The sequence below is a fragment of the Kribbella amoyensis genome (assembly GCF_007828865.1).
In the GTDB taxonomy this organism is placed as follows: Bacteria; Actinomycetota; Actinomycetes; order Propionibacteriales; family Kribbellaceae; genus Kribbella; species Kribbella amoyensis.
Genome location: NZ_VIVK01000001.1, coordinates 4,947,391 through 4,959,462, shown reverse-complemented (window position 1 = coordinate 4,959,462; position 12,072 = coordinate 4,947,391). Strand labels below are relative to the sequence as shown.

Genomic DNA, 12,072 nt, shown 5'->3' with positions numbered 1-12,072 from the left:
GAAGTCATGACCAGAATCTCCCGGCGATCGGCCCTCAAACTCGTCGGCGCCGCGGCCGTCGCCGTCGGTACCGGCGGACTGACCGGCTGCGGGACCGGCTCCGGCCAGGTCGGCAACGCCGGCAAGGACGCCGCACCGTTCCCCGAGTACCACCCGCGCACGTTGGTGAAGCCGGATCTGCCCGGCACCGAGGGCGGGATCCAGGACGCGTTCCTCAAGTACCCCCGGCAACCGGTCCGGACCGTCGCGGAGAAGCCTGGTGACGGCTCCGTGGTGACCGCGGTCGTGATCACGTACGGCAGCGCGCCCGCCCCGGCCGAGCGGAACCGGCTGTGGGCCGCGCTCAACCAGGCGATGGGCGTCGATCTGCGGCTGACGATCGTCAACGCGGCCGACCTCAACGCCAAGTACGCCACCCTGATGGCCGGCGGCGATCTGCCCGACATCATCGCCACCATCGACACCACGATGCCGAACGCGCTCGCGTTCACCCAGGCCAAGTGCGCGGACCTGACCGAGTACCTGTCCGGCGACGCGATCAAGGCGTACCCGAACCTGGCCAACCTGCCCGCGTTCGCCTGGCAGTCGGTCGGCCGGATCGGCGGCCGGCTGTACGGCATCCCGGTCCCCCGGCCCCGGATGGGCGGCGCGAACTTCGGCAACGCCGAGGCGCTCACCCGGGCCGGCATCACTGGATCGGGGATCAGCGCCGAGCAGTTCGGCGCCGGACTCGGCCAACTCGTCGGCGGCCGCCGGTACCCGCTCGGCGGCAACTCCTTCGGGACCTACTACCACCTGTGGGCCGACGGGATCGCGGGCAGCTAGTCGCTGGTCGACGGCACCGTGAAGACCGCGTACGACGACCCGCGGTACCCCGAGACGCTGAACCGGCTGCGCGAGTGGAACGCCAAGGGCTACTACTACCCCGACATCCTGGCCACCCAGATCACCCAGGCGCAGACGCTGTTCATGAACGGCACCACGTACTCCATCACCAACGGCATCGGCAGCTACCCAGCACTGGTCTCCGGCGTCGGCAAGGCGTTCACCGTCGACGTCGTTCGGCCGTACGGCACGAAGCCGTCGGTCGGTCTCGGCAACGGGATCTTCTCCAACAGCGGCCGGGGTGGCTTCACCGCGTTGAAGCAGGCCGCGCCGGAGCGGATCAAGCTGCTGCTGCGCGTCCTCGACTTCCTGGCCGCGCCGTTCGGCAGCACGGAGTACGAGCTGATCAACTACGGCGTCGAGGGCGTGCACTTCACCCGGTCGCCGGAAGGTGATCCGCTGCCGACCAAGCTGGCCACCGACGGCGGCGAGAACAACACCAACCTGCCATTGCGCTACATCGCGGCCGGCCCGTCGGTGCTGTACTTGCCGGGGGCACCGGAAGCGACCCGGCGCAACCACGCGGCGCAGAGCGAGATCGTCCCGCTCGGGATCGCCGATCCGACCGTCGGTCTGGTCTCGGAGACGCAGGCCGCGAAGGGCCCGAAGCTCACCCAGCTCGTCAACGACGCGCTCAACGAGATCATCGGCGGCAAACGCCCGGTGTCGGACTGGGCCTCGGTCGTCGAGCAGTGGAAGCAGCAAGGCGGCTCCGCCGTCACGAGCGAGTACGCCGAGCAGTACACCGGCCGCTGATCCTCCCGCAGTCCCGCCTTCCGACGAAAGCGAAGGTCGTCCCGTCATGCCCTCATCCTCGTCACGCCTGCTCCGGCCCCTCTCCGTCGCGCTGGCCGGCCTCCTGGTCCTGGCCGGTGCGGTGACCGCGGCTCCGGCCGAGGCCGCCGCGCCGATCGAACCACCGGCCAGCGTCGTCGACCTGGTCTCCCCCACCCATCCCCGCGTGCTCGCCACGCCCTCGACGTTCACCACGCTCGCCGATCGGCTGCGCACCGACCAACGGCTCCAGCGCTGGCAGGCCGAGCTACGGCGTGACGCCGACGCCATCCTCACCCTGCCGGTCCCGAAGGAGGACGGCTCGAACGTCTCCGGCGAGCTGGAGGACGAGATCAAGCGCCGCGTCTACACGCTCGCGCTGGAGTTCCGGCTGACCGCCGACCAGCGGTACGCCGACCGCGCGATCGCCGAACTGCTCGCCGTCGCCGGCTTCACCGACTGGAACCCGTCGCACTTCCTCGACGTCGGCGAGATGGCCAGTACCGTTGCCGTCGGCTACGACTGGCTGTACGACGAGCTGACCGCCGGCCAACGGTCCACGCTGCGAGCCGCCCTGGTCGCCAAGGCACTCCGGCCGGCGCTGACGTACTACGCGCAGCCCACCAGCTTCTTCACCCAGCCCCACAACTGGAACCTGGTCTGCAACGCGGTAGCGCTCGCCGCTCTGGCGATCGCGGACGAGGAACCGGAGATCGCCGACCAGGTGCTGCGGGCCAGCATCACCTCGATCCAGAACGGCATCGAGGAGTACCACCCGGACGGCGGCTACGCGGAGAGCCCGGTGTACTGGGCGTACGGCACCGAGTTCCTGGTCGCCTACCTGGCCGCGATGACCACGGCCACCGGGACCGACTTCGGTCTGAGCAACCTGCCGGGGCTGGCCGGCACCGGCGACTTCGCGATCCACGCCACCGGCCCACTCAGCCAGGCGTACAACTTCGGCGACGGCGGGTCCGACTTCTTCGGCTCGGTCACGCCCAGCTGGCACCTACCGTCCATGCAGTGGCTGGCCGATCGGTACGACAAGCCGTACCTCGCCGCGTGGGCATCGGAGCGCGCCGACCAGTCCCCGAGTCCGCTCGACCTGATCTGGTACGACCCGGCGACCTCTGGTGGTCCGACGCATCCGGGCACGACCGACTCGACGTTCGACGGGGTCGAGTTCGCGACCGCCCGCAGTGCGTGGGACGACCCGTACGCGGTCGGCGTCGCCACCAAGGGACTGCGCGCGGGGTACGACCAGGTGGTCGCGCACGAAGGGCTCGACGCCGGCAACGTCGTCGTCGACGCGAACGGGGTCCGCTGGCTCGACGAGCTCGGCAGCGACGGCTACGGCCTGCCCGGGTACTTCGACTGGAGGCTCGATTCCGGCGGCCGCTGGGACTACTACGTGGCGCGGGCCGAGGGCAACAACACGATGGTGCTCGGCAACGGACCGGTCCCGTCCCGCGCCCTGACCGCCGGCGCCCCGATCCGGACCGTCGAGTCCAGCCCGCACCGCTGGTCCACGATCACCGATCTCACTGCGATGTACGGCGTGCCGCGGGCGCAGCGAGGTGTGCAGCTCTTCGACGATCGACGTCAGGTGCTGATCCAGGACGAGGTGCAGGCGTCGTCGGCCATCGACTACACCTCGATCCTGCACACACGGGCCGACGTGGTCACCGCCGCCGACCAGCGATCCGCGATGCTCTATCGCTCGGGACAACGGCTGTGGCTGCAGGTCCTGACCCCGGGCGCCAAACTGACCGTCGGTACTGCGAAGCCGCTGCCTGGTAGTCCCGCGCCCGCTGGTCAGAGCAGTCAGCCGGGGGTTCGTACGGTGCGGATCTCGCTCCCGTCGATCACGAGCACGACGGTCGCTGTCCGGCTCGTACCGCTGGCCGCGGGCGAGGAGCCGCCGACTTCGGTGCCTGCTGTTGTGCCGTTGTCCGACTGGGGCAACGAGGCGGCCGCGAGCTCGGCCGGCCCTCAGCGGATCGCGGTCGGTGGTGCCGCGTTGCCCGGGTACTCGCCGAACCGCTTCCGGTACGACGTGACGCTGCCCGCTTCGGCAACCGTTGCGCCGCGGATCACGGTGGCGAGTGGACCGGACGTGCGGGCGACCGTGAGCCAGGCGAGCGGGGTCGTCGGGGTTGCCACGGTCGCTACGTCGCGGCGGGTTGACGGTCGGTGGGTGGCGGGGGCCAGGTACCAGGTGCACTTCCATCAGCCTGGCCGGGTCGGTCGCGCGGTGCCGATCGCGAACGTCAGCGCCGACGTGGAGGACGGGACCCCGGCGGCGAACGTGGTCGACGGGAGTCTCGGGAGCCGGTGGTCGGCCGCGAAGGACGGTGCGTCGGTGACGCTGGATCTCGGGAATCGTCGGACAGTTGGTGCGTTCGCGACCGCCTACTACAACGGCTTTGCGCGGACTTCGACGTTCGATCTGCAGGTGTCGACCGATGGGAAGGCGTGGACGACCGTCCTGGATCGCGTGACGACGTCGGGGCGGACGGACGACCTCGAGGTGTTCGGGTTCGCCCCGCGGCCGGCCCGGTACCTGCGGCTGGTCGGCCACGGGAACTCGGTGAGCTCCTTCACGTCGATCCTGGAGCTCCGCGTCTACGCAAATCAGGCCGAGGCTGATGCGCCGCCACGGCAGGACCGGTTGACCACCGTGATGGCGACGCCCTCGACACCTACGTTGCTGGTCGGCGCAGGCGTACGACTCCAGCTGGCTGGTACCGCCTCGGACGGGAGCGTTGTCGACCTGTCCACGGCGAAGGTCTCGTGGTCGAGCGACGGTCCCGGGATCGCGTCAATCGATGCCTCAGGCAACCTAACCGCGGTCGGTGGCGGCCGGACCACGGTGACCGCCCTGGTCGAACTGGGCTCCGCATACGCCGTCGCGCGTGTCCCCGTGACCGTCGACGACCCGTCCCACCTCGAACCCAGCGCGGACGGGTACGTCTACGCCGGTACCCCGGACACGACCACCAGCAAGGGCACGACGCTGGAAGTCCGCAACAACCCCGACCTCGGCAGCGGCTTCGAACGCATCGCCTACCTGACCTTCAAGGCCGACCGCTACGGCTGCACCATCCAGCAAGCCGTCCTCCACCTCTACGGCGTGATCGGCAGCGGCAACGAGGTAGCGGCGGTGGACACGATCCGCGCAGTCACCACGCCCTGGTCCGAATCCACCCTCACCTGGAACAACCGCCCGGCCGTTGGCACTCCCCTGGCCACCATCAACCTCACCAAAACCCCAACCTGGTCAACAGCAGACCTCACCACCTACGTCCGCACCCAACTCTGCGCAGGCCAGGACATAACCCTCGCCCTGACCTCCGCAGCAACCACCTACGGCCCCCTGACCCGCTACCCCAGCCGAGAAGCCCAAACCAACCGCCCCTACCTCCAACTAACCCTCCAGAACTGAGCTCACCATGCCGCGCGTGCCTTTGGGGTGGACCTGCACCACTCATCAACCCCCCACCCGGCCGGCCAGCTGTGGCCCCCCACGCCTACTGCAGTCCGACACCCATGCGGCCGCGCAGGTTGATGAGTGCTGCAGGTCCGCCATCTCGGCCAGACACCTGCCAACCGCCTAGGAGAACAACTGCAAGCTTGCTTGCGTACCCAGCCCACGTCCACCGCAACTGTCCGAGCGGCGGCCCGGTGGCAGAGACCAGAAACCTCCTACAGCGCAAGGGCTGTAGGAGGTTTTGGCTCATCTCAGGTACTTACCGCCGCCGGCGCCACGGTCCCGTGATGGCGTAGGTGATGCCTGGGTTGTAGACGTTGAAGAACATCGTCCGCCCGTCGGCCGAGAAGCCCGCGCCGGCCAGTTCGCCGTACTCCGGCTCCTCCGCGGTTCCGTTGTTCACCCGGTTGCGGGCGAACTTGAAGACTTCGCCGTCCTCGGTGGTGCCGAGGATGTGCTGGTCGCCGAGACCGTCCTCGCACATCATCAGCCCGCCGTACGGCGACATCGTGATGTTGTCCGGGGCGTCGAACTCGGGGTTGTCGGAGCCGGGCGACGGGCGGGTGAAGATCACCTCGAGCCGCAGCGTCTTCTTCCGCGGGTCGAACCGCCAGACCTGGCCGTCGTGGTCGACCTTCGGGCCGAGCTCGGTCCGGGCGAACGACGACACGAAGTACACGCAGCGGTCCCGCGTCCCCCACCAGCAGCCTTCCAGCTTGTACCCGCCGGTGATCGGCTTGCCGTAGTCCTGCGCGCGGACCGACTCGGTCGTCGCCAGCGGGTCCGGCACCTTGATCCACTGCACACCGTGGAACTCGGCCCCGGCCTCCTGGACCACGGACAGGTCGGGCAGCCCCGGGATGTGCATCGCCTGCAACTCACCGCCGGCCCGCAGACTCCCCCACCCACCGCGCGGCCGGTTCGGCAGGAACCGGTAGAACCCGCCGAGCGGTGCGACGAACGCGTCCTCGGTCTCGTACACGATCCCGGTCGCCGGGTCGATCGCGACCGCCTCGTGCTGGAACCGGCCCATGTCCTTCAGCGGCGTCGGGTTCACGTTGCGCCGGTCGTCGTACGGGTCGACCTCGAAGATGAAGCCGTGGTCCTTGGTGTACCCGGTGGTGCCGGCCTTCGCCTCGGTCTCCTCACACGTCAGCCAGGTGCGCCACGGCGTGATCCCGCCGGAGCAGTTGATCGCCGTCCCGCCGAGGCTGACGAACTCCTTGGACGTGTGGTTGTGCCGGTCGACCACGAGCGTGCTCGTACCCCCGGCGCCGCCCGGGTCGTACGTCCGCTCGGGCGGCGCGACCACCTTGATCGTGGCGGTCGGGCTGCACTCGTGGTTGCGGACCAGCCGATTCCCACCCTGCCGGTCCGGGAAGGTGCCCATCCCGTCGAACCGGCTCGGCGTCTTCAGCCCGTCGGGGCGGACCGTGCCTTCACGGGACAGGACGTTGTAGCTGAACCCGCGGGGCAGGTCGAGCATGCCGTGCGGGTCCTCGATCAATGGGCCGTACCCGATCTTCGGGCCGGACGTCCCGAGCGCCGGCTGGGCCGTGTACAGCGCCTCGACCGACCCCGCGACGCTGACGGCAACACCCGCCACGGCGGCTCGGGCGACGAACTGCCGCCGGGACAGGGGCAACTTGTCGGAGGGGGACTGCGACTCTACGGACACGGGCGAGCCTCCTAGTCTGCGCAAGCAGTGGACGCCAGTGAACGTACGGTAAACATCTGCCCAACGGCAAGAGAACGAGTGTCAGGTACTCACAGTGAGCGGACCCAGTTGGCCAGCAGCTCCGCGCCCGCGTCGCCGGACTTCTCCGGGTGGAACTGGGTCGCGCTGAGCGGGCCGTTCTCGACCGCGGCGACGAAGCGGTCGCCGCCGTACTCGGACCAGGTCACCGCCGGCCGCACCGACTCGCGGGTGTCGTTCAGCTGCCAGTCGCGGACGCCGTAGGAGTGGACGAAGTAGAACCGCTCCTTGTCGATACCCTCGAACAAGCTCGACCCGGTCGGAACGTCGATCGTGTTCCAGCCCATGTGCGGGACCGGCTCCCCCGTCTGCGGCTGGAGCCGCTCGACCGTCCCCGGCCACTGCTCGCAGCCGTCGGTCTCGACCCCATGCTCGATGCCCTTGGCGAACAGGATCTGCATCCCGACGCAGATCCCGAGCACCGGCCGCGACCCGGTCAGCCGCCGGTCCACCAGCTCGTCACCCCGGACCGCGCGGAGCCCCGCCATACAGGCCTCGAACGCGCCGACGCCCGGGACCAGCAGGCCGTCGGCGTTCAGGGACTGCTGGTAGTCGGACGTGACGGTGACGTCGGCGCCGACGCGTTGCAGGGCCCGCTCGCCGGATCGGATGTTGCCCGACCCGTAGTCGAGCAGCACGACCTTCTTGGTCACAGCGCCACCCTCACAGAGCGCCCTTGGTGGACGGGATGCCCGGCTGCCGCGGGTCCGGCTCGGCCGCGTCCCGCAGCGCCCGCGCGAACGCCTTGAACTGGGCCTCGACGATGTGGTGCGGATCGCGGCCGGACAGTACCCGGATGTGGATGCAGATGGCCGCGTTGAACGCCAGCGTCTCGAACACGTGCTGGGTCAGCGAACCGGCGTAGTCGCCGCCGATGATCGCGTACACCTGGCCGTCGGGCTCGCCCGTGTGCACGCAGTACGGCCGGCCGGACAGGTCGACGGTGCAGTGCACGAGCGCCTCGTCCAGCGGCACGGTGGCATCGCCGAACCGGCGGATGCCGCGCTTGTCGCCGAGCGCCTGCTTGAGCGCCTGGCCGAGCCCGATCGCGGTGTCCTCGACGGTGTGGTGCGCGTCGATCTCCAGGTCGCCGACCGTGTTCACGTGCAGGTCGAGCAGCGCGTGCTTGGCCAGCGCGTTGAGCATGTGGTCGTAGAAGCCGACACCGGTGGAGATGTCGGCCCGGCCGGTCCCGTCCAGGTCGAGCTCGACCAGGACCTTGGACTCGCTGGTCTCCCGGTCGATCCGCGCCGTCCTGCTCATGATTGCCTTCCCACGTCGGTCTTCAGCACTTTCTCCAGCGCGGCGCGGAACGCCGCCATCTCGGCGCCGGTGCCGATCGAGACCCGCAGCCAGCCGTCCGGCCCGGTCTCACGGATCAGCACCCCGTCGTCCAGCAGCGACTGCCAGACCGCGTGCCGGTCGGCGAACGTCCCGAACAGCACGAAGTTCGCGTCCGAGTCGACCGCCCGCAGACCCTGGGCCCGCAGCCACTCGACCGTCTCGTCCCGCTCGGTCCGCAACTGCTCGACCCGGCTGAGCAGCTCGTCGGAGTGCCGCAGCGCCGCCCGCGCAACCGCCTGGGTCACCGCGGACAGGTGGTACGGCAGCCGGACGATCCGCAGCGCGTCGACGAGTTGCTTGCTCGCGGCGAGGTACCCGACCCGGGCCCCGGCGAGCGCGAACGCCTTCGAGGTGGTCCGGGCGACGGCGAGGTTCGGGTACTTCGGCAGCAGGGTCACCGCACTCGGCGTCCCGGCCCGGCGGAACTCGGCGTACGCCTCGTCGACCACCAGCACGGCGCCGGTCGCCGCGGTCCGTTGCGCGAGCGCCTCGATCACGTCGATCGGCAGCGCCGTCCCGGTCGGGTTGTTCGGCGAGGCGACCAGGACGACCGACGGGTGGTGCCGGGAAATCGCTGCCAGTGCCTTGCTCTGGTCCAGGGTGAAGTCCTCGGCCCGGCGGCCGGCCACCCAGCCCGTGTTCGTGTCCCGCGCGTACTCCGGGTACATCGAGTAGGTCGGCGCGAACGACAACGCGGTCCGGCCCGGTCCGCCGAAGGCCTGCAGCAGGTGCAGCATGACCTCGTTCGACCCGTTGGCGGCCCAGAGTTGCTCGGCGGTCAGGTCCGCGCCCGACTCCCGGCCCAGGTACGCCGCCAGATCCGCGCGCAGGGCGAGGAACTCACGGTCCGGGTACCGGTTCAGGCCGCGGGCCGCCTCGGCCACCGACGCGGTGATGTCGGCGACGGTGGCCTCGCTCGGCGGGTACGGGTTCTCGTTGACGTTGAGCAGGATCGGGACGTCCAGCTGCGGGGCGCCGTACGGCTCGAAGCTCTTCAGCTCGTCGCGGATCGGCAGCCCGTCGAACCGGCCCATCAGCGCTCCCCCGGGAACCGGGCGGACACCGCGGCACCGTGCGCCGGCAGGTCCTCGGCGTGGGCCAGCGTGACCACGTGACCCGCGACGTCCCGCAGCGCATCACGCGAGTAGTTCACGACGTGCACGGCCTTGAGGAAGCTGCGCACCGACAGACCGGACGAGTGGCACGCGCACCCCGCGGTCGGGAGGACGTGGTTCGACCCGGCGCAGTAGTCGCCGAGTGAGACCGGCGACCAACTGCCGACGAAGATCGCGCCCGCGTTGCTGATCAGGCCGGCCCGCTCCTCGGCGTCGGCGGTCTGGATCTCCAGGTGCTCGGCGGCGTAGGCGTCCACCAGCGCGGTGCCCTGGTCGAGGTCGTCGACCAGCACGACGGCGGACTGCTGCCCGCCGAGCGCCTCCTCGACCCGCTCGCGGTGCTTGGTCCGGGCGACCTGGACGGACAGCTCCGCCTCGACCGCGGTGGCCAGCGCCTCGCTCGGGGTGACCAGCACGCTCGCGGCCATCGGGTCGTGCTCGGCCTGGCTGATCAGGTCGGCGGCGACGTGGGTGGGATCCGCGGTGTCGTCGGCCAGCACGGCGATCTCGGTCGGCCCCGCCTCGGAGTCGATCCCGACCTCACCGAGCAGGAACCGCTTGGCGGCGACGACGTAGATGTTGCCCGGACCGGTGATCAGGTTGACCTTCTTGCAGGCCGACGCACCGGTCCCGAAGCCGTACGCGAACCCGGCGATCGCCTGCGCGCCGCCCATCGCGTACACCTCCTCGATCCCGAGCATCGCGCAGACCGCGAGCACGGTCGGGTGCGGCAGACCGCCGAACTCCTGCTGCGGCGGCGACGCCACGGCCAGCGACGGCACCCCGGCGACCTGGGCCGGGACCACGTTCATCACCACGCTGGACGACAGCGGCGCGCGGCCTCCGGGAACGTACAGCCCGACGCGCTGGACCGGGACGTACCGCTGGGTCACCCGGCCACCCGGCGCGGGCTCGGACGCGACGTCCGCGGTCAGCTCGTCCTGGCTCACCTCGCGGACCCGCCGGATCGATTCCTCGAACCCGGCCCGGATCGCGGGGTCCAGCTCCTCCAGCGCGGTCTTCAGCGCCTCCGCGGGGACCCGCAGGTCCTCCACCCGGACATGGTCGAACCGCTCGCCGTACTCCCTGATCGCCTCGACTCCGCGATGGCGGACGTCCAGGCAGATCGGTCGGGCGACGTCGAGAGCCTTCTCGACGTCGAACACAGCTCGGGGGACGAGGGCGTTCACTTCGGCTTGGAGGTCGGTCACCTCTCCGGCCGCCACTCGGCCCCGCAGGTCGACGCGGCGAATCATGGGGCTCAGTCTAGTGGTCACCGCGACCCGGCCCGCCCCGGCGTCCACGGGCTGTGACCCTGGTCGTGACCAGGCCCGCCCGTGGTTCGCGGTACGCGCCGCCGGTCGTTGCCATAGGCTCGGGCGCATGGATTCGCGCCTGCCTCTTCTCACCGTCGAAACGGTGATCTTCCCTGGGCTGGTGCTCCCCATCCCCGTCACCGACGTCCAGGGCCGCGCGGTGGTCCGCGACCTGGTCGAGAACGGGGGTGAACTGGCCTGCGGCGCGGTCGCGGTCCGGGACGGGTACGAGCTCGGCGACCGGGTGTTCCGCTCGCTCTACGGCACCGGCTGTGCCGCCACCATCTCCGAGATCACGCTGGAGGCGGGCGACGAGGCGCCGGTCGAGATCACCCTCACCGGCAACCGCCGGTTCAAGGTCGACCAGCTCGACAGCAGCGGCGACTACCTGATCGCCGACGTCGAGTGGCTGCCCGAGGAGCTCGGCGAGGACCCGCTCGGGACGGCGACGATCGCGGTCGAGCGGTTCCGCCGGTACGCCGCCGCGGTGACCGAGATCAGCCGGCCCGGCCTGCACATCGGCTCCCTGCCCGACGACCCGAGCACGCTGTCGTACCTGATGTCGGCCGCGATGACGCTGCAGACGCCGGATCGGCAGAAGCTGCTGGAGGCCGAGGACACCACGTCCCGGCTCGTCCACCTGGTCGGCCTGCTCGACGCCGAACTGGCCGCGATCGCCGCGCTGCCGTCGCTGCCGGACGACGAGATGTCCTGGTCGACGATGCACCCGAACTGACCGAGGCGGCAACCCCGGGACGCGGGCGGTGGAGAATCGAATCCCAGCCCGGTATGGTTTTGGTATGAGCAAACAGATCACCGTGCGGCTGCCGGACGAGCTGGTCGAGTTCATGGACCGGCTGGTGGACGACAACAAAGCCTCGTCCCGGGCCTCCGTGGTGGCCCGGGCGATGGAGCGCGAGCGCCGCCGGGAACTGGCGGCCCGCGACCTGGCGATCCTGACCGAGCGGGGCGAGGACCCCGAGCTCGACGGGCTCGCCGCCGCCGCGAGCGGCACCGTACTGTCCGACCTCGACTGATGCGGCCGATCCACGTCGCCCGCTTGGACAAACCACGGCCGGTGGTCGTGCTGACCCGGGAGCTGATCCGCCCCCGGCTGACCAACGTCACCGTCGCGCCGATCACCAGCACCATCCGCGGCCTCTCCACCGAGGTCCCGGTCGGGCCGCGCAACGGCCTGGATCACCCCAGCGCGATCAGCTGCGACAACATCCAGACCATCCCCAAGCTCCAGCTCGGCCGCCTGATCGGCTACCTCCTCCCCGACCAGGAGCCCGAACTCGCCGAAGCCATCACCCTCGCCTTCGACCTCGACGCCCTCTGAACCGACGAGCCGCCGCCAGGACCGTGGTCCCGGCGACGGCTCGCTGTGGT

11 protein-coding genes are annotated in these 12,072 nt (G+C 70.3%); 6 read left to right on the top strand and 5 right to left on the bottom strand.

Annotation, left to right across the window (positions count from 1 at the left end; genetic code table 11):
- The first annotated feature begins 6 nt into the window (after positions 1-6).
- From FB561_RS23235 to FB561_RS23225, 3 genes are read left to right on the top strand one after another with little or no spacing between them, the layout of a single operon-like run.
- The gene (locus tag FB561_RS23235; RefSeq protein ID WP_145810172.1) at positions 7-825 is read left to right on the top strand and encodes a twin-arginine translocation signal domain-containing protein; all 819 of its coding nucleotides are present in this window, start codon (positions 7-9) and stop codon (positions 823-825) included.
- Positions 826-843: 18 nt separating this feature from the next.
- A complete protein-coding gene (locus tag FB561_RS23230) occupies positions 844-1,641 on the top strand; it encodes a type 2 periplasmic-binding domain-containing protein (protein WP_145810170.1) in 798 nt (265 codons plus the stop codon).
- A gap of 46 nt (positions 1,642-1,687) precedes the next feature.
- Positions 1,688-5,104 (top strand): CBM96 family carbohydrate-binding protein, encoded by a 3,417-nt coding sequence (locus FB561_RS23225; RefSeq protein ID WP_145810167.1) that lies wholly within the window; start codon positions 1,688-1,690, stop codon positions 5,102-5,104.
- A gap of 304 nt (positions 5,105-5,408) precedes the next feature.
- Here the strand turns inward: FB561_RS23225 and FB561_RS23220 are convergent, their stop codons facing one another.
- From FB561_RS23220 to hisD, 5 genes are all read right to left on the bottom strand, one after another.
- On the bottom strand, positions 5,409-6,827 hold the full coding sequence (locus FB561_RS23220; RefSeq protein WP_145810164.1) for an alkaline phosphatase PhoX: 1,419 nt from the start codon (positions 6,825-6,827) through the stop codon (positions 5,409-5,411).
- Between the two features lie 89 nt (positions 6,828-6,916).
- A complete protein-coding gene (gene hisH / locus FB561_RS23215; protein ID WP_145810162.1) occupies positions 6,917-7,558 on the bottom strand; it encodes an imidazole glycerol phosphate synthase subunit HisH in 642 nt (213 codons plus the stop codon).
- A gap of 10 nt (positions 7,559-7,568) precedes the next feature.
- A complete protein-coding gene (gene hisB, locus FB561_RS23210; RefSeq protein ID WP_145810160.1) occupies positions 7,569-8,168 on the bottom strand; it encodes an imidazoleglycerol-phosphate dehydratase HisB in 600 nt (199 codons plus the stop codon).
- A complete protein-coding gene (locus tag FB561_RS23205; RefSeq protein WP_145810158.1) occupies positions 8,165-9,283 on the bottom strand; it encodes a histidinol-phosphate transaminase in 1,119 nt (372 codons plus the stop codon). Before FB561_RS23205 ends, hisB begins: the two co-directional genes overlap by 4 nt.
- Positions 9,283-10,620: a histidinol dehydrogenase gene (hisD, locus tag FB561_RS23200; RefSeq protein ID WP_145810155.1), complete on the bottom strand. Its 1,338-nt coding sequence runs from the start codon at positions 10,618-10,620 to the stop codon at positions 9,283-9,285. The genes FB561_RS23205 and hisD overlap by 1 nt, the downstream gene beginning before the upstream one ends.
- Positions 10,621-10,747: 127 nt before the next feature.
- On the opposite strand from hisD, the gene FB561_RS23195 reads away from it, so the two are divergent.
- The 3 genes from FB561_RS23195 (at position 10,748) to FB561_RS23185 (ending at position 12,022) form a co-directional block, all read left to right on the top strand.
- The gene (locus tag FB561_RS23195; protein ID WP_145810152.1) at positions 10,748-11,416 is read left to right on the top strand and encodes an LON peptidase substrate-binding domain-containing protein; all 669 of its coding nucleotides are present in this window, start codon (positions 10,748-10,750) and stop codon (positions 11,414-11,416) included.
- A gap of 64 nt (positions 11,417-11,480) precedes the next feature.
- Positions 11,481-11,717 (top strand): ribbon-helix-helix domain-containing protein, encoded by a 237-nt coding sequence (locus tag FB561_RS23190; RefSeq protein ID WP_145810151.1) that lies wholly within the window; start codon positions 11,481-11,483, stop codon positions 11,715-11,717.
- Positions 11,717-12,022 carry a type II toxin-antitoxin system PemK/MazF family toxin gene (locus FB561_RS23185; protein WP_145810148.1) on the top strand — a complete coding sequence of 102 codons (306 nt, stop codon included), beginning with the start codon at positions 11,717-11,719 and terminating at the stop codon, positions 12,020-12,022. Before FB561_RS23190 ends, FB561_RS23185 begins: the two co-directional genes overlap by 1 nt.
- Positions 12,023-12,072 lie beyond the last annotated feature (50 nt).